Origin of the sequence: Cytobacillus sp. FSL M8-0252, assembly GCF_038007345.1 — a bacterium.
Taxonomy (GTDB): domain Bacteria; phylum Bacillota; class Bacilli; order Bacillales; family Cytobacillaceae; genus Cytobacillus; species Cytobacillus kochii.
The window spans coordinates 2278797-2296851 of sequence record NZ_JBBOWZ010000001.1 but is presented as its reverse complement, the minus strand read 5'-3'; the positions used below and the strand labels follow the sequence as shown (position 1 = coordinate 2296851).

At 36.9% G+C, this 18055-nt stretch carries 17 protein-coding genes; 1 reads left to right on the top strand and 16 read right to left on the bottom strand.

Annotated elements, in window-relative coordinates; genetic code table 11:
- Positions 1-2: 2 nt before the first annotated feature.
- From MKX83_RS11740 to MKX83_RS11725, 4 genes are all read right to left on the bottom strand, one after another.
- Positions 3-407: a Zn-ribbon domain-containing OB-fold protein gene (locus MKX83_RS11740; protein WP_095373358.1), complete on the bottom strand. Its 405-nt coding sequence runs from the start codon at positions 405-407 to the stop codon at positions 3-5.
- A 4-nt stretch (positions 408-411) separates the two neighbouring features.
- Positions 412-1581, bottom strand: a complete 1170-nt coding sequence (locus MKX83_RS11735) for an acetyl-CoA acetyltransferase (RefSeq protein WP_341055477.1) — start codon at positions 1579-1581, stop codon at positions 412-414.
- A 221-nt stretch (positions 1582-1802) separates the two neighbouring features.
- Positions 1803-2543: a 3-oxoacyl-ACP reductase FabG gene (gene fabG / locus MKX83_RS11730; RefSeq protein ID WP_095373360.1), complete on the bottom strand. Its 741-nt coding sequence runs from the start codon at positions 2541-2543 to the stop codon at positions 1803-1805.
- A gap of 171 nt (positions 2544-2714) precedes the next feature.
- Positions 2715-3509: an IclR family transcriptional regulator gene (locus MKX83_RS11725; RefSeq protein ID WP_095373361.1), complete on the bottom strand. Its 795-nt coding sequence runs from the start codon at positions 3507-3509 to the stop codon at positions 2715-2717.
- 157 nt (positions 3510-3666) lie between these two features.
- On the opposite strand from MKX83_RS11725, the gene MKX83_RS11720 reads away from it, so the two are divergent.
- On the top strand, positions 3667-4575 hold the full coding sequence (locus MKX83_RS11720) for a LysR family transcriptional regulator (RefSeq protein WP_095373362.1): 909 nt from the start codon (positions 3667-3669) through the stop codon (positions 4573-4575).
- Between the two features lie 62 nt (positions 4576-4637).
- Here MKX83_RS11720 and MKX83_RS11715 read toward each other — a convergent pair whose 3' ends face one another.
- From MKX83_RS11715 to MKX83_RS11660, 12 genes are all read right to left on the bottom strand, one after another.
- Positions 4638-6743 (bottom strand): acetate--CoA ligase family protein, encoded by a 2106-nt coding sequence (locus MKX83_RS11715; RefSeq protein WP_341055474.1) that lies wholly within the window; start codon positions 6741-6743, stop codon positions 4638-4640.
- Between the two features lie 15 nt (positions 6744-6758).
- On the bottom strand, positions 6759-8063 hold the full coding sequence (locus MKX83_RS11710; RefSeq protein ID WP_341055472.1) for a TRAP transporter large permease: 1305 nt from the start codon (positions 8061-8063) through the stop codon (positions 6759-6761).
- Positions 8053-8568, bottom strand: a complete 516-nt coding sequence (locus MKX83_RS11705; RefSeq protein WP_341055470.1) for a TRAP transporter small permease — start codon at positions 8566-8568, stop codon at positions 8053-8055. The genes MKX83_RS11710 and MKX83_RS11705 overlap by 11 nt, the downstream gene beginning before the upstream one ends.
- 22 nt (positions 8569-8590) lie before the next feature.
- Complete coding sequence (locus MKX83_RS11700; RefSeq protein ID WP_233435258.1) at positions 8591-9652, bottom strand: TRAP transporter substrate-binding protein; 1062 nt, start codon at positions 9650-9652, stop codon at positions 8591-8593.
- A gap of 27 nt (positions 9653-9679) precedes the next feature.
- Positions 9680-10894, bottom strand: coding sequence for a CaiB/BaiF CoA transferase family protein (locus MKX83_RS11695; RefSeq protein WP_341055467.1), 1215 nt, complete (start codon positions 10892-10894; stop codon positions 9680-9682).
- Between the two features lie 3 nt (positions 10895-10897).
- A complete protein-coding gene (locus MKX83_RS11690; RefSeq protein WP_224936369.1) occupies positions 10898-12112 on the bottom strand; it encodes an acyl-CoA dehydrogenase family protein in 1215 nt (404 codons plus the stop codon).
- A gap of 165 nt (positions 12113-12277) precedes the next feature.
- Positions 12278-12844, bottom strand: coding sequence for a Fe-S-containing hydro-lyase (locus MKX83_RS11685; RefSeq protein ID WP_251161550.1), 567 nt, complete (start codon positions 12842-12844; stop codon positions 12278-12280).
- 11 nt (positions 12845-12855) lie between these two features.
- Complete coding sequence (locus MKX83_RS11680; RefSeq protein WP_224936367.1) at positions 12856-13701, bottom strand: fumarate hydratase; 846 nt, start codon at positions 13699-13701, stop codon at positions 12856-12858.
- A 2-nt stretch (positions 13702-13703) separates the two neighbouring features.
- Complete coding sequence (locus tag MKX83_RS11675) at positions 13704-15065, bottom strand: MmgE/PrpD family protein (RefSeq protein WP_341055464.1); 1362 nt, start codon at positions 15063-15065, stop codon at positions 13704-13706.
- Positions 15066-15156: 91 nt separating this feature from the next.
- On the bottom strand, positions 15157-15822 hold the full coding sequence (locus MKX83_RS11670; protein WP_095373373.1) for a GntR family transcriptional regulator: 666 nt from the start codon (positions 15820-15822) through the stop codon (positions 15157-15159).
- 169 nt (positions 15823-15991) lie between these two features.
- Entirely contained in the window at positions 15992-16849 is an 858-nt protein-coding gene (locus MKX83_RS11665) for an HpcH/HpaI aldolase/citrate lyase family protein (RefSeq protein WP_341058618.1), read from the bottom strand.
- A gap of 23 nt (positions 16850-16872) precedes the next feature.
- Positions 16873-17937 carry a tartrate dehydrogenase gene (locus MKX83_RS11660; RefSeq protein WP_341058616.1) on the bottom strand — a complete coding sequence of 355 codons (1065 nt, stop codon included), beginning with the start codon at positions 17935-17937 and terminating at the stop codon, positions 16873-16875.
- Positions 17938-18055: the final 118 nt, after the last annotated feature.

Sequence of the window (18055 nt, the reverse complement as noted above, 5' to 3'; positions counted from 1 at the left end):
AGTTATACAGGCGTAAACATGGGTAGCGTCATCTCTCCGACTTTTTGAAAGACGACTTTTACTTGTTGATCGCAATGAATTGCTTCCATATCCGTATCAATAATGTTCGTCATCATCCTAACCCCTTCTTTTAGATCGATGAGGGCAACACAATACGGCAAATCTTCTTTAAACGCAGGTCCACCAGCCCTTCGCGCAATTGTATAAGAATAAATCGTCCCCTCTCCGCTTGCTTCTACCCAAGTAACGTTTTCCTCTCCACAGTGAGGACATAGAATACGTGGGTAAAAGATATGCAAAGAGCAACTTTGACATTGTTGTATGAATAATTTTCCTTTCTCACACCCTTCCCAAAAAAACTTCGAATCATTATCAATAATTGGTAATGGCTTCATTATCTTATCCATCTGTTTAGTCCCTCCCTAAAATGACGACTGATGTTGAGGAAAGTGTTCCCCCTGTTCCATTTACAAGTCCTATTTTTGCTTCTTTCACTTGTCTCTCTCCACACTCACCTCTTAGTTGCCTAACCGCTTCAATAATTAAAAAAATCCCGTACATACCTGGATGTGCATATGAAAGGCCCCCGCCGTTCGTATTCATCGGAAAATCACCGCCTGGAGCTGTACGTTGATTTTTCACAAAATCGCCACCTTCACCACGTTTACAAAAGCCTAAAGATTCTAATGTGAGCAACACCGTAATCGTGAAAGAGTCATAGATTTCAACGAAATCAATGTCATCATGGCCAACTCCAGCCATCTCAAACGCTCGTTTACCTGATTGCGCAGCAGATGTCATGGTTAAGTCAGGCATCGCTTGAATAGACCAATGACTATGTGCCTCACCTTGGCCAAGGATCCAGACCGGTTTTTTCCGACAATCCTTCGCCCGTTCGGGTGATACAAGCACTACTGCCCCTGCTCCATCTGTTACGAGACAGCAATCTAGTATATGAAGAGGATCAGTAATCATTGGCGATTGCAGCACATCCTCAATGGATATCGTATCCCTTTTTGTCGCATATGGATTTAATTGAGCCCACTTTCTTGTTGCCACTGCTATTTCTGCTAGGTCTTCATTCGTGGTTCCGTATTGATGCATATGACGATGTGCCGCCATCGCGTAAGCACCAGCTGGTGAAGGTAAGCCAAAAGGTGTTTCATATTGTGCAGTAAACGTAGGTGGTCTTCCTGCTAAAGATCGCGACCTCTCTGACTTCTGTGTACTTCCATATAAAATTAATGCTACTTCACAAAGCCCTGCTTGAATGGCAGCTGCAGCATGGCCAATATGAGCTTCAAATGAAGAACCGCCTATCTGTGTAGAATCTGTATAGTTCGGCTCAATCCCTAAATATTCCCCCATTACAACAGAAGGAAATGTACCAACACCAGGTAATCCCCATAGACCAGCAACAAACAGACCATCTACATCAGACTTTGTTAAACCTGCATCATCTAGTGCTCGTTTTGCTGCGATTGCTTGAATTTGCAAGACAGATAAACCGTCTTTTACTTTTCCTTCCTCAAGCTCAATATCACCTACTCCGACAATGGCAGCAGCGTTTTTAATTGACATGATAACCCTCCATATGCATTTATTTGTAGAAATCCTTATGAAAGCAGTAATACCTAATAGATTGGTAGAAATATATTTTTTATTGGGTTTGGTCTTTTACAAAGAAGTTAACAGCGAGTATTTCAGGATGTATCTTGGTTGAGGATGTTGTTAGATCATTTTGTAGATTTTAGAAGAGAGATTAAAAATGAATCGATATATTTTTCATATTTTGCAATCGCTTACATATATCTGCCACCAGTTACTTCAATTACGTTCCCAGTGATATAGTCAGCATAATTAGAGCTTAAGAAAACGACAGCTTTAGCGATATCAAGCGGTTGACCTACTTTTTGCATCGGTATTTCTGCTATTTTCAACTCCTTTAACTTGTCAGGAATGGCTTTGGTCATATCTGTTTCAATAAAACCAGGTTGAATGGCGTTCACATTGACCTGGAATTTAGCTAATTCTTTTGCTGCAGCTTTCGTCATGCCAACAATTCCAGCCTTAGCGCCAGCATAATTCACTTGCCCCATATTACCAACCTTACCGGCAATGGATGAGATATTAACAATCTTCCCCTTTTCTTGTTTTCTCATATGAAGTGCAGCAGCTTGCATACATAAGAATGTCCCTTTCATATGTACTTGAATCACTTGGTCAAATTGCTCTTCTGTCATTTTATGAAGCATTGCATCACGTGTAATTCCTGCATTATTAACAAGCACATCTATATCACCAAAATGACTAATTGTCTTAGAGAAAAGCTCGTCAACACTTTCTTTTTTGGCAACATCTACTTTAACTGCTAATCCCCTTGATCCAACCTTTTCAATTTCATTCACGACAGATTCACATGCCTCTACATTCAAGTCACCAACGACTATTTGGGCGCCATGTTGAGCTAATAAAAGACTAATCTCTCTACCGATTCCCTTCCCAGCGCCAGTAACTATCGCTACTTTATTCTTTAAATCCATGAAACTACCTCCATTTCAAAAATATGATATTAATTAAGATTTTATATATTAAAAAATTTTTTGTCAATAAAAAATTAGAAAATTAAGATTATTTAACTATATTCGATTATTCTCAGCAAAAAAGACATTATTACTCCCTATTTTCTGATTGAATAATAATGTCTTTTCTAATTATACTAATGGGCGTTCTCCGCCTAATTTAATTGTAATTTCATTCGCAATTCCCTTTATTAGTTCACCAATTCTTTCCGCTTCCGCTCCTTGCAACTGACTGGTTAAGCCGACTAAAGAAATGGACATCTCCACTGTATTTGTATTATTAAAAATTGGTGCAGCAATGCCAATTAAACCATCAATATATTCTCCATGTGAAATGGCAAATCCCTTTATTTTTATCATTTCTAACTCTGCTAATAATTCTTTCATTTCTTTTTCCGTTAAAGGACGAAGACCATCATTATAATCAATTAAACGTTTTGCTTCTTCTCGCCTTAGATTAGCTAACAAACACTTACCATAAGCCCCATCTACAATTGAGAAATGTCTACCTACTGATACATTTATACCAAATTGTTCTGCTTCTACCTTAGCAATAATGGTCGATTTTTTCTCACCAATTCGATTGACTAGGAAACTCGTTAATCCAGTTTCTTCTGTTAATCTTTCCAAGTACGGCATTATAACAGATAAATCTAGAATATTCTCTTTCGCTCTTTCTCCTAAAACAACTAAATAGGGGCCAAGACTATATCTTTTAGAGCTTTGATCATAACGTACAACGGATAGCTCTTCTAACTTTTGCAGTATGCGGTAACATGTGGTTGGGGTTAATGATAAGGCATTTGCAATTTCAGTTAAGTTACTTTTACTAAACTTTTTTCGACTCAATAATGTAAGGATTTTAAATGCACTGTCAACTGCAGGTACATTATATTTTCTTTTCGCCTTCTTTACATGCTCATCCATCTTTTCTACCCCTTCATTATCCTTTTTTCAGTAATTTTATATACAAAAAATTTTTTTGTCAATGAAATAAAGATTGTTTTTTTGAATGATATAAATTATCTGATATCTATATGGTAAAATAGTGGGAGCAGGAAAAGATGTGAGGAGCGTTAATAGAATGGATATTAAACAATTAGAAGTATTTCTATCAGTATATAAACATAATAACTTTTCTAAAGCTGCTGAGGAACTATGTATCTCACAACCAACAGTTAGCTCTCAAATCAAATCTTTAGAAGACCAATTAGGGCTGCAATTATTCAATCGTAAAAATAAATCATTAGGTAACTTAACAGATGCCGGAAAGATTCTTTATCCCTATTCCACACAAATTCTTTCATTAGTAAAAGAAGCCGAAAAATCACTCACTCAATATAAAGAAGGGTATAAAGGTTCCCTCTCTCTAGTGACTTCCGATTCATTTTGTTACTGGATCTTACCAAAAATTTTAGAAAGCTTTCATATTTCCTATCCTACAATTGAAATCATACTACATACCGCTTTTACACCTAAAATGATCGATATGCTTTATCATCGTGAAGTGCATTTCGCCATTGCACGTTCCGCTCAAAAAGAGTTTATAGAAGAAGATTTAGTCAGCCATCATATTGGACAAGATCCCATTGTACTCGTTGCCTCAGCTAGCAATCGTTTAACAAATATTCCAAGTCCTCATTTAAGTGACTTAGCTGATGAAACCTTCATTGTTTATGGGAAAGAGTCAAACTACTGGGCACAAATTGAACAAAAGCTTTTTTCCTATGGTTTCCATATGAAAACAGGAATGGAGCTTAACGACATCAATGCAACGAAAAAAATGATCGAGATCAATCTCGGGATTTCTTTCTTGCCAAGTATTTCGGTACAAGAAGAGATTGAAAATGGTAAGCTCCAAATCATTCCAATAAGTGATAACCTGCATTTGTATCGTCACTCTCACCTTGTTTACCATCAAGATACCGTAATTGCTGGAGGAATACAGAAGTTTTTATCGTTTGTAACTGAACAGAAGCCCTATTTGATTTAAGTATATAAACCCCCTTATTAATGAGGTCTCTGCACTTTGTCTCATTAATAAGGGTAAGTGAATCAACTATATATCTCTGCTTGTTTTTTCCCAACAATGACGGCGTCAACCGTGGTAACACCATTACCTTCTTTATGGACAAGGATCGGATTAAATTCCATTTCTCTCCATTCCCCTTGATGAGATAAACAAAATTCGGATAAAGTTTGTATCGTTAATGCCAATGCTTTTATATCTGACTTAGGTTTTCCCCTCACTCCATTTAGAAGTGGAAATGCCTTAATAGAAGCAATCATTTGTAACGCTTGGCTCTCTGTAATTGGTGCAGGCAAGAAAACAACATCCTCAAGCACTTCCGTAAATACCCCACCGATACCAAACATGATTGTCGGTCCAAATGTAGGGTCGTCAATTGCTCCAATAATCACCTCAATTCCCTCATCTGCCATTTCTTCAATCATCATCCCTTCGATAAGATGTTCGATATGATGATGCTTTATCCTATTAATCATCCCTTCATAAAATTGCAGTAACTCTTGTTGACTGTTGATGTTTGTTTGAACCAACTGATAGTCTGATTTATGAGTGATCTCCTTCGAAACTCCTTTTAAGACAAGAGGAAAAGGAAGACTATGCTCATGCAGACCTTCTTGATTACGAACAAAAGAACCTTTAGGCACTTTTATACCAATCGATTGTAATAGTTGCTTTCCTTCCCATTCATTTAGTTTTTCATTTACGATCATGGGTGTCTGCTTACGAATTTCTTTTCTCGTTTGATCGTAAGCTTGCTTTTCTGCCGTATAGTAATTTACGACATGTGCTAGGGCATTAATGGTCCGTGTTGGTGTAGGAATCCAAGGAATACTTTTTTCCTTAAAGACTGCCTTTTTTGTTTCTTCCTGTATTCCAGACCAACAAACAACAACGGGCTTATTAGCTTGTTTAATCAACTTACTGAGTTTGTCGATAATAGGTGTAAATAAATGATCCGTCATTTGAATATAAAGCACGATGGTTTGCACTTCAATTGCTTCAACTAGCACAGATAGAGTATCAAGTATTTGTTGAGGATTTTGATTCACTTGTGCCGTCATATCAACTGGGTTTTTAATAGAAGCAAAAGCTGGAAGAGTTTGTGATAATCTCTCTTTCGTTTCTGCTTCTAAAGTGGCAAGTTTCATTCCTTTACGTTCACATTGGTCAGCCATCATTATGCCTGCACCACCTGATTGTGTGACGATAACCGCCCCTCCGTCTTTAGAGATATTTTTAGCATAATGAAACAGTGATAATGTATCAATTAATTCTTCCTCATCATCAACAAGAACCACATTGTTTGCAGCAAAATAAGATTGATAAATCTTCGCATTACCTGCTAATGATGCAGTATGCGAACTAGCCGCATCCGCCCCGATAACTGACGTACCAACTTTCATTAATACTATTGGTTTATTATTTTCATGACTAGCCTTTATTGCACGATTCATTTTAGTTATATTTCTTGCTCCCTCTAAATATCCACCAATGACTTTTATGTCAGGACTTTTAGCAAAATAATCAATATACTCAAAGAAATCAACCGTGCTTTCATTTCCGCTAGATACAAAAGCTTGAAATCCGATACCCATTTCAGTTGCTAATGTATGAGTTAAAGAACCCATTGCTCCGCTTTGTGTAACAAATGCAATCGCTGCAGCATCACATGCTTTTAAACTGGAAAAGGAAGCAATCATCTGCTTATTTAAGTTAAATAACCCGAGAGAATTTGGACCGCAAATCGGCAAATGGTTTCCTTTTGAATACTCCCTTATCTCTTCCTCTAACTTCACTCCTTCTCCACCTATTTCTGTAAATCCAGAACTAAAAATCAAAATACTTTTTACCTTCTTCGCATGTAATTGTTTAATAATAGATAATACACTTTTAGCAGCTACACAAATCAATGCTAAGTCAATATATTCAGGTAGTTCTTCTATCTTCTGATAGCATGGAAAACCTAATATCTCTTCATATTTTGGATTTACAAGATAAACTTCACCTTGATAGCCTACCTCTTTTAAATTCGCTATTGGTTTATAGCTGATTTTCGTTTTGTCTCCACTAGCTCCTATAATAGCTACTGCGTTTGGTTCTAACATTGGTTTAAGGTCGTCACTCGTAAACATATTTTCACCTTCCTCTTAATACATATTTTTAGGTAGAAACAGAGCAATATCAGGAAAAAGATAAAGAATAATAATTAATAGGAAAATGGGAATTAAAAATAAACTTGTTCCTTTAAAAATTTGTTCTAAAGTAAGGTCTGGGGCTGATCCTCTTAGCACAAAACAATTCATCCCAACAGGAGGTGTGATCATTGCCATTTCCATCACCAAAACAATAATGACACCGAACCAAATTAAATTCATATCCATCGCTAGAATGATCGGTAGAATAATCGGTAATGTAACAACAACCATAGCAAGAGCATCCATTACCATTCCTAATAAAATGTACATAAGAATAATAAGCACAAATAATAGAAAAGGGGGAACTGAGATAGATTCGAAAATATCCGCTAATAGAAAAGGCAATCTTGTAATTGTTAAGAAGTAATTTAAGATAAATGCCATAATAATTATGGCAAATAAAAATCCTGTTGTTTTTAAAGTAGCAGATAATGCTTTAACAAATGACTGAATCGTTAATTTCCTTCTGATTAATGCAAAAATAAACGTAAAGAATGCCCCAATCCCTGCTGCTTCAGTTGGGTTAAACCATCCGATATACATACCCCCAATCACAATGCCAAATAACAAAATAATCCATATTGTAGATTTCAATGCGATGAAACGATCCTTCCATTTCACCTCTGTATGAATCATCGGTGCTAATTCTGGCTTTAAAGATACAACTACATAAACGGTGATCATATATAAAATGATAAGAATAATCCCCGGTATAATGCCCGCAACTAAAAGCTGTCCGATAGATTGTTCAGTCATCATCCCATATAGAATAAACAATGTACTCGGTGGAATGAGCACACCCAATGTTCCTCCTGCGACAATCGTTCCTCCGGTTAATGATTTGTTATAACCAGCCTTTAGCATTTCCTTCGATGCAATGACACCCATTGTGGCAGTATTTGCTAGGCTTGAACCTGAAGCGGCCGCAAAAACAGCAGAAGATGCAATTGTCGCCATCCCAAGTCCACCTCTTAATCTACTAAGCCAAAGTCTGAAAGTATTAAAGAGCTCTGTACTAATTCCACAGATAAATAATAGTTCTCCCATTAGAACAAACATAGGGATAGTGCTTAACGTATAACTAAAACTATGATCCCATGTCACTGTTTCAATAACTGTGGCTAATGCCGTCCAACCTTTCAAATAAAAGATTCCTAGTACAGCTGGTACGACCATTGCGATTGCAATGGGTACTTTAAAAAACATTAAAACAAACATGATCAAAATAACGATAACACCAAACCATTCAACCGGCATGTTCATCACCTCCTATATTTTCATGATTTAATGAAAGGATGAGCTTGAGCATTCTTAGAAAAGCCTCAGCTCCCCACATGAGAAAACCGATTGTAATGATATAATCAAAGGGGTAAAAAGGAATTTCTAAAAGAGTTGTAGATATAGGCATTGTTAGTTGATGAAAGATCCCGACATGAAGATAAATATAGGCAAAGAGGAGGGTAATAATAAATGTAAGAAATGCGCCAAATATCTCTAATACGCGTTGCCACTTATATGAAAGTCTGCTTGTAATAATATCTATTGTAATATGTCCGTTAACTTGTTCTGTATAAGCCAAACCACACATGATTAGCACTACCATACCTAACTGAACAATTTCGATATCACCAATAATGGGTGAAAATAACATCCGACTAAACACAGCAAAGGTAATAAATATCATCATCAGTGTCATCGTTGCTAACGCAATATATTTTGTTATTGCAGTTAAAAAGTGTATGACCTCTTCAAGCTTTCTCATGCATTCCACCACCTTAACTGTTTTAATTTTCAAATGGTAAAGGGTAATCTTCTTCACGGAGAATTTCAAAAAAAGCTTCTACCATTTCATCTCCATCAAATCCACGTTTATTTGCATCTTCTATCCATAACTCCCAAGCACCTTTACCTGCTTCACGGTACTTAATGTCTTCTTCTGTTGAAAGTTTAATATATTCGCCTCTTTTTTCAACTGCTTTTTCTAGCTGCTCATTAGAAGCAGCTAACTCTGTAACATAACTCTTTGTAAACATTTCTGATAATGCAGGATTCAATTCTTCTGTAAATAATTTTTGTAAATCTGGTGGGAGCTGATCATAGAAGTTTTTATTCATTACAGGAATGAGTGGGTTTACGAGTACTGACATTTGTGTAATATAAGGGGCAGGTTCATAATACCTTACTGCTTCACCGCCAATAGGTGTATAAAATGCGGTATCAATCATCCCCTTTTCTAATCCTTCGTATATGCCTTCAGATGTGATCGATACGGGTGTTCCTCCTAATGATTGAATAAAGGCATTTTCGCCTTTTCCGCTCATTCTCATTTTTTTATTCTGTAAATCTTCCATTGTGTGAATAGGAGTTGTAGAAAATAAATCATAGGCATCTGTTGAGGTTGGTGGCATAAGGATGACATTATCTAACCCTTTGTCTGCAAATCGATCTTCGAATTTACTTAAAACCTTGTTTGCCTCAACAGGTCCTTGTAATGCAAAAGGTAAACTACCGATTGTATAAGGAAAAAAAGGTGTATCATAAAAATAGTTCGTTACGAGAAGACTCACATCATAGAGCCCTCCTTTTATATCTTGGTAAACGGAGCTAGACTTTCCTAAGGCACTCCCATGATAAATATTGACTTTAACTCTTCCATTCGTCTTTTCTTCCACCATCTTTTTCCATGGCTCCCACGCATTATAAGCATAGTGATGTGTAGATGGCTGCCAATTATTTATATCCATCACATACACTTCATCGGAAGCGCTTTCATTGGATGTCTGTTGACTACAGCCATTTAATAAAATACATACAAAAAATAAAGTCAATAGAAGAACCTTTTTCATTGGAAACACCTCCATTATTGTTCATAATCACATTTTCCGCTCGGCTAACGAACCAATAACTCCCTCTTTTCTCAATTGATCAATTTCTAATTTTTGATACCCTAATGCATGTAGAAGTTCTTCTGTATGCTGTCCTAAAACAGGTGGCCCTGCTTTTGTTTTAACATTTAGGGTAGAATTTTTAAGTGGACTTTTCACCAATTTAATATGTCCAAGCTTTACATGGGAAACTTCTTCTACAACCTCTCTCGCCTCAACTTGAGGATGTTGAAAAACTTGTTCGATATTATTTACTGGTCCAGATGGAACACCTACTTGTGATAATTGAGTGAACCATTCATCTGCCGTTTTGGTTATCATCATATCTGCGATTCTATTTGTTAACACTTCACGGTTAGTTACTCTAGCTTGATTCGTTTTAAACCTCTCGTCCCCAATCCATTCTTCACGATCTAAAACAACGCAAAAATTCGCAAATAATTTATCATTACCACAACAAACCATTAATGGACGGTCACTGCATTTAAATACTTGATAAGGAACAATATAACTATGATCATTGCCAACTCTTGTTGAAACTGTACCTGCATTTAAATAACTACTTGCTACATTGGCAAGTGCACTTAATTGTACTTCAAATAGGGATAGATCAATAGATTGTTCCTTTCCTGTTTGATCTCTTTGTCTTAAAGCTGCGAGAATCGCTATTGTTACATATTGTGACGTCATAATATCGACTAGTGGAAGTCCCACTCTTGTTGCGTCTCCCTCTGGAAGTCCAGTAACATCCATTAGACCACCTATCGCTTGCATAACAGGATCAAATCCCGGTTCCCCTTTATACGGTCCCGTTTGCCCATATCCGGTAACCGAACATAATATAATATCTTTTTTTACCTTTTTAAGTTGTTGTAGGTCGAGACCTAACTTTTTCAAAGTACCTGTTTTAAAGTTTTCTAAGACAATATCTGCCTCTTGTACGAGCTTTAAAAAGATATCCTTCCCTTTTTGGTTTTTCAAATCCAACTCTACTGATTTTTTATTACGATTAGCGGTAAAATAATACGTACTTTCTCCACCTATGAAAGGGACCCAATCTCTCATACTATCAGTACCATTCGGTGCCTCTATTCTGATGACATCAGCACCTAAATCTGCTAATATCATTGAACCCCCAGGTCCTGCATATACACGAGATAAATCCAATACTTTAACGCCTTCAAGTGGTTGCCTTTCACTCATCGACTACACCCTCACCTTTTGAATATCACTACTTAAAGAATACTTTCTTTCGATATGATGACGATTAGCATCCTTTTCCCCTAAGGCATCATTGGCAATCAGTATACGTTGAATATTTGCCGACCCTTCACCAAAGTGAAGCATATTCGCATAGTTTACATACTTCATAATCGGATATTCATCTGCGATACCATTGCCACCAAATATCTCTAACGCACTTCTTGCAGCTTTGGTAGCTACTTCGGAAGCAAAATATTTTGCGTATGCACTTTGTCTAGTCGCCGCTTCGCCTTTATCTTTTAAGTAAGCGCTTTTATACGTAAGCAATCTTGCAGCCTCTGTTTCTACTACCATATCCGCAATCAAATGTTGAATCATTTGATATTGACCAATCGGTACACCACTCACTTCTCGTTCGTTTGCATAAGATATCGACTCATCAATACAACCTTGAGCAATACCAACCAATCGTGAAGAAACCGTTAAGCGTCCATAATCAAGGGCGTTCATCGCAATTTTAAAGCCTTCTCCCTCTTTCCCTAATAATTGACTTTTGGGGATTCGATAATCCTCTAAAAATACTTCACAGCTTCTTGTCATAAATCCTAGAGAGCTAATTTCGATTGGTTTTGCATAAAACCCTGGTACATTAGTCTCAATAATAAATGCAGAAATGCCCTTATGACCAGCTTCTGGATTGGTTCTCGCAAACAACACACCTACATCTGCCTCATTTGCAAAAGTAATCCACATTTTTGATCCGTTCAGTACGTACTCATCACCATCTAAAACAGCCGTTGTCTTCATTGCTCCAGCAGGATCTGAGCCACCACCAGATTCAGTAAGAGCGAACATACCAATTTTCTCAGCCTTTATTAGAGAAGGAACATATTTTTCAATTTGCTGCTTATTTCCCCAATTTAATATTGTAAAAGGACAGGTCATTGCTTGCATATTAAAGGCATAACCTAACGATGGATGTGCTTTCGAGATTTCTTCAGCAATGATAGCTAAATTAAGAAAACCTAATTCAGACCCGCCATATTGCTCAGGAAAACAAGCACCAAAAAAACCTAGATTCCCCATTTTTTCAAAAATATCTTTCGGGAATAATTGATTTTTCTCATAATATTTAATATGGGGTGACACTTCTTTTCGGACAAACTCCTTTACCATTTGTAAGACTTGTTGGTTTTCACTTGTATATTCGAACTCCATCTCTCCACACCACCTAATTAGAATTTTCTGAATTCATTAATTATACTATTATATATATTAATAATATTCAATATTTTATTAATAAAATAGATAATTTGTTTGGGATAATGGATACAATTGATAGACATGTGAGACTTTGTCCTTTTTAAGAATAGTAATAAATGATTAAAGAGTTGATCTTTCTTGTTGAAACTTCTCTCTTGCTTGTATATACCAGTCATTACCTAAAGAATCGATAATCACTGTAGCTGGAAAATGTTCTACTGTGAGCCTATATACTGCCTCTGGACCTAACTCAGGAAATGCCACAACCTCAGCCTCTCTAATAGCCGTAGAAAGAAGTGCACCGGTTCCCCCTATTGCTGCTAAATAAACCGCTTTGTTTCTTTTTATACTTTCCTTTACTTCTTCATTTCGATATCCTTTTCCAATCATTCCTTTTAAGCCATGCTCTAATAATAATGGTGTATATTTATCCATTCTGCTACTAGTAGTTGGACCAGCGGAACCAATCACTTGATTAGGTTTTGCTGGGGTCGGACCAACGTAATAAATAAAAGCATTTTCTAACGTGAATGGGACCGTTTCTTGTTGAGATAAAAGATCATAAATTTTTTTGTGGGCTGCGTCTCTCGCTGTATATATTAAGCCAGTTAATTCGACTTGCTGCCCGGCCCTTAATGTTTCCAACTCTTCTGGTTTTAAGGGTAGTGATAATTGCTTTTTTTCCAATTTTATCAGCCTCACATTCTCAATTCTTTATGTCTTGACGCATGACAATTTAAATTAACAGCCACAGGAAGTGCAGCGATATGACATGGTTCTAACTCGATCTTTACATCTATGGCAGTTGTATCCCCACCTAATCCTTGAGGACCAATCCCCATTTCATTCATGTTCTTCATTAAATCTTTTTCTAATTGGGCAACTATTGGAGACTGATGATGTTGACCAATCGGCCTAAACAATGATTTTTTAGCTAAATAAGCGCAGCGTTCAAAATTCCCACCAATTCCAATTCCAACAACTAGAGGTGGACAAGCATTTGGTCCTGCATTTTCAACGGTTGTTAAGATGAACTCTTTTACGCCTTCGATACCATCTGCTGGGGTTAACATTTTAAGTGCACTCATATTCTCACTCCCTCCCCCTTTTGCCGACATATGGATAACGAGTTGATCTCCGGCTTTCATTTCGATATGAATAATGGCAGGGCTGTTATATGTTTCAGATTTATCTCTTGTCAGGGGATTATTGACGATAGAATGCCTTAAATATCCGTCTTTATATCCTTTCATTACACCTTCATTAATGGCACTTGTAATTGTTCCACCTTTAATCAAACAGTCTTGACCTAATTCAACTATAAAAACGGAAACACCTGTATCCTGACACATAGGCACACGGTTTTCTGTAGCGATATTCGCATTTTCAATTAAATCTAACAGTATATCTTTTCCAATTGGTGATCTTTCTGTTTCTACCGCTTGTCGAAAAGCAGAAATAACGTCTTCGCCAAGGTCAAAGTTCGCTTCCTGACAAAGCTTCGCTACTTGTTCCACTATATGGTCATAAGCAATCACTTTCATCATCAAGCCTCATTTCCATTTACAATTGGGCTATTTACCAGTAGCCAATCCTTTATTTTTACATTTTCAATATTGTATATATCATCTACTCTATGATCTACATCTGTAATTTTATGAGCCACTAATGACTGGAACTTCTCAACCATTTGTTTTTTACTGGCAGGATTCTCTGGGTCTCCTTTTGGAAATTCAGTCGCGAAACGATAACTTTCTTTATTCCTTAAGACAATAGTTACCTTGGCACCCCATTGTTCTGGATAGGCATCCGTAAAATCCTTTGTTGATACTACTCGTACTTTATTCATCATTTCTCTAATTTCACTATTATTTAATGTTCTTTCATTAAAGTCTTGTAGAAAAGCGCTGCCTTTAAGGGCAATTAAGCTAACACAGAATTGTACACTAAATTTTGCTGCATAAATGGAACGAGGTTTGGGATTATCCGTTATATCTAATACCGTTTGATAGGTTTCTATGAGGATTTTTTCAATTTCAGTAGAGTCTATTGAATGTTTGTTCATCAATGTATGCACACAGTCCATACTCGGATGGGTATGACGACAGGAAGCATAAAGCTTAAAACCATTTTCCATTATTTTAAACTGCTTACCGAGTCCTTCAACAATCTTTTGTTCGTTGTACGAATCACTCATTGCCTTGAAAAAACCACGATCACCCTCTAATATCTTTGAGGCACCTGTAAAGCCTTTTTTTGCAAGTAGTGCTGCAAGTACACCATTATAGGATGCCTTTGCAGTATGAAGCTGTTTTGAATTGGCTCCGTCTTCAATAAATTCCCATAACCCCGCTGCCTGTGTCCCTGCATTCCCCAAAGCATGAACGATTTGTTGTTTATTAAGCCCTAATAACTTTGCTGCTGCAGCTGCTGCTCCGAAAGTGCCACATGTTGCAGTATTATGCCAATAATAATAATGACTAGGCGTAACCGCTTCACCGATACGATAACAAACTTCATAGCCGATGACGATACTCGTAATTAATTCTTCTATTGATAAGTCATACGCTTCACACACAGATAAAGCAGCAGGAATCACAACTGTTGCTGCATGAATAATCGACCCTTTATGAATATCATCTAACTCCACTATATGGCTAGCAGCACTATGAATCATGGCAGCATTTGCAAGAGAAGTCCTTTCACCGGAAATAAGGGTTGCCTGTTCATTCCCACCCATTTCAAATAACGTCTCTTTTAAAGCAACAACTGGTGGTTCATCTATGCCTGCTATTGCTGAACCGTACCAATCTAAAATACATACTTTCGTGAATTCAATCACATCTTTTGGTAAATCTTGATAGTCTAAATTAACTATATATTCTGAAATTTTATCCGTTAAAGCCATTGTCCATTCATCCTTCCTTCGTTAAAGTAAACGTTTGCAAAAGATAAGGCAGCTCTGAAAAATTCGTGCTGCCTTCCTGATGAATCAATATTTATTTCATTCTTTCATTTTTTAAACTATGAATAAGTGATTCACCTGTTCTTAAAATATGATGAGACAAAATCTCCCCTGCATGCTCAAATCTTTTCTCTCTTATCGCTTTGATAATCTCCCGATGCTCTTCATTTGATGTAGCCGTCTGACCTGTAATAAAATGTGGTGTTTGTTGTGGTAGCCCATTCCATAGTGTGTCAATAAAACCATTTAATCTCTCCCAATGGCAGTGCTTTAATAATAATTGATGGAATTCTATATTTCTTTCAATAAATTCATCTACATCTTCACTATCTTCCATCAAATGTACAAGATCTATTAATCTCGTGATTTCAGTATCTGTAAGCAGCTTTGCACTTTGGATAAAAGCCATCTTCTCTAACTGTGCTCTTAAGGTGTACACCTCTTGTAAATCTGATAAATGAATCGTTTTAACAATAGCTCCTTTATGTGGTACTAGGGTAATTAAACCTTCAGATTCTAATTTTCTCAATGCTTCTCTAATCGGCATTCTACTGACACCAAGTTTTTCTGCTAAATCTGATTGTTTTAATCGTTCACCAGGTTTAAACTGACCTTTTATAATTGCTTCTCGGAGAACGTTACATACTTTTAAATGCAGTGTATCGCGATTATCTAATTTCAAATCAACATCAATCGTCAATGATCACTCACCCTTTACTCCCTTTTAAAACAGGATACAAAATCCAATTAAAATTGTCTATACTTTTCTGAAATTTATTTAAAGAGTAGTAAAACTAAGTGTTCGCCGAAAAGGGGTCAGCTAATACTAGCGTATCAAACATTTTACAGTTCACAATATGAAAGTGTCATCACCTTGATTCATTACACTCACTATTTATCTGTAGTAATTTCTTAGCCTGTTTATAAACGGGATAATCCACTAAACGCCCATTCACATTAATTGATGCTTTTCCCTCTTTCTCAGCGTCTTCAAACAGTCTAATCACTTCTTTCGCTTCATGAATACGGTTGTTATTCTCTTGATGATACACATCATTGATTCGTACGACTTGATTTGGATGAATCGCTAATTTACCAGCAAAGCCTATTTTCCTGCCATGGGTTGTTTCTTTAATGAGATCATTGCTATTCTCTAAATGAAGGAACACAGAATCAATAGGGGGTAGTATTTTAGCTGCTGCTGAAGCGTTTACTAATTGTGAACGTGCGTATAATAACTCTTCCCTCCCCTCTCCTACCTCAATATTTGTATCTAAACAATAATCAACCGCACCAAAAGCCAGTCTTTCAACGGTTTCTGTTGCAGTGGCAATGTCAAATGAATAATGTATCCCTTTTGCCGTTTCGATTAAGGGAATAAGAGCTATCGATTCATCTGCCAAATAAGTTGCTATCTCCTTTATCATGTTTTTATCTTCTGCTTTTGGGATAAATAGTCCTCGTGGCTTACATACTTTAACTAATTGGAGATCATGATAAAAATACGGACTTTCACTATCATTAATCCTAATATATACCCTTTGCCTATCCCATTCATTAAGTTCACTCATATAACCAGAGACCTTCTCTCTGGCTACATGCTTTTTGGAATGGGCAACAGAATCCTCTAAGTCTAGTATGGTGGCCGATTGATTAATTGTTAAAGCCTTATTTACCATCTTGGTAGAAATCGCAGGTACGAATAAAAAACTAAACATTTGATTCATCAAATATCCTCAACCTCCTACATTCAGCCAATATTATTTTGTAATTGAAGACAAATTTTATTTGTCACTTCATCAGTCGTAGCATTTCCGCCAATATCTCTCGTCTTTATCCCTGCATCAGTAACTTCTTCCATTGCTCGTAAGACCTCTCTAGCTAGTGCGATTTCACCTAAATGATCTAACATTAACGCAGCCGTCCATATTTGCCCGATTGGATTGGCTATTCCTTTACCATAAATATCTGGCGCTGAACCATGTACAGGCTCAAACATGGACGGATATTTCCCATTTATATTGATGTTTCCTGCAGGGGCTATACCAATACTCCCCATAATCGCTCCACCAATATCAGTTAAAATATCTCCAAAAAGATTACTAGCAACGATGACATCGAAATCGCTCGGTTTGGTAACAAAAAAAGCAGCTAGTGCATCAATATGCACAGATGATGTACGCACTCCTGTATAGCGCTTACTCACATCATTAAACACTTCATCCCAAAATGGCATCGAATGGACAATACCGTTAGATTTCGTAGCTGAAGTGACATGACCCTTACGAAGAACAGCTTGCTTAAACGCATAATCCATTACTCTTTCCGTTGCTTTTCTGGTAAAAATGGCGTTTTGAATAGCGATTTCATCTGTTTCTTTATGTATTCTCCCACCAGATTCACTATACTCGCCCTCACTATTTTCACGTACAACTAGAAAATTAAATGCCCCTGGATCAACGAGAGGGGAGGTTAGCCCTTTGAATAATTTGGCTGGTCGGATATTAATGGTCTGCTCAAATTCTCTCCTAATGTGAATGAGTAACCCCCATAATGAAATATGATCGGGGACTTTGTTCGGATCTCCAACTGCCCCTAAAAAAATTGCATCAAAATTCTTCAGTCGCTCTAGACCGTCATCACTCATCATTTTGCCATGTTTGAGATAATAGTCGCACCCCCATGGAAATTCAGTTGTCTCTAATTGAATACCACCATGTAAAGTCGCTGCTGTTTGGAGCACTTTTACGGCAGAAGGTACAACCTCTTTCCCTATACCATCTCCAGGAATTACTGCTAGTTGATATGTTTTCATTGTTAATTTCCTCCTCTTTGTTGTAATTCTTACCTCCTCTTCTTTTTCTTTACTCATACCTATAAATCCTGTTCACTCCGCAGATAAAGAGAATAAGTGTAATTTAAAATGATATGAA

Coding starts and splice junctions, on each gene's coding strand:
- MKX83_RS11665 (WP_341058618.1), bottom strand. CDS start 16,849: ATGAATCAAATGTTTAGTTTTTTATTCGTACCTGCGATTTCTACCAAG.
- fabG (WP_095373360.1), bottom strand. CDS start 2,543: ATGGATTTAAAGAATAAAGTAGCGATAGTTACTGGCGCTGGGAAGGGA.
- MKX83_RS11705 (WP_341055470.1), bottom strand. CDS start 8,568: ATGAGAAAGCTTGAAGAGGTCATACACTTTTTAACTGCAATAACAAAA.
- MKX83_RS11715 (WP_341055474.1), bottom strand. CDS start 6,743: ATGTTTACGAGTGACGACCTTAAACCAATGTTAGAACCAAACGCAGTA.
- MKX83_RS11680 (WP_224936367.1), bottom strand. CDS start 13,701: ATGAAAGTGATTGCTTATGACCATATAGTGGAACAAGTAGCGAAGCTT.
- MKX83_RS11695 (WP_341055467.1), bottom strand. CDS start 10,894: ATGAGTGAAAGGCAACCACTTGAAGGCGTTAAAGTATTGGATTTATCT.
- MKX83_RS11700 (WP_233435258.1), bottom strand. CDS start 9,652: ATGAAAAAGGTTCTTCTATTGACTTTATTTTTTGTATGTATTTTATTA.
- MKX83_RS11725 (WP_095373361.1), bottom strand. CDS start 3,509: ATGGATGAGCATGTAAAGAAGGCGAAAAGAAAATATAATGTACCTGCA.
- MKX83_RS11675 (WP_341055464.1), bottom strand. CDS start 15,065: ATGGCTTTAACGGATAAAATTTCAGAATATATAGTTAATTTAGACTAT.
- MKX83_RS11690 (WP_224936369.1), bottom strand. CDS start 12,112: ATGGAGTTCGAATATACAAGTGAAAACCAACAAGTCTTACAAATGGTA.
- MKX83_RS11735 (WP_341055477.1), bottom strand. CDS start 1,581: ATGTCAATTAAAAACGCTGCTGCCATTGTCGGAGTAGGTGATATTGAG.
- MKX83_RS11740 (WP_095373358.1), bottom strand. CDS start 407: ATGGATAAGATAATGAAGCCATTACCAATTATTGATAATGATTCGAAG.
- MKX83_RS11660 (WP_341058616.1), bottom strand. CDS start 17,937: ATGAAAACATATCAACTAGCAGTAATTCCTGGAGATGGTATAGGGAAA.
- MKX83_RS11720 (WP_095373362.1), top strand. CDS start 3,667: ATGGATATTAAACAATTAGAAGTATTTCTATCAGTATATAAACATAAT.
- MKX83_RS11710 (WP_341055472.1), bottom strand. CDS start 8,063: ATGCCGGTTGAATGGTTTGGTGTTATCGTTATTTTGATCATGTTTGTT.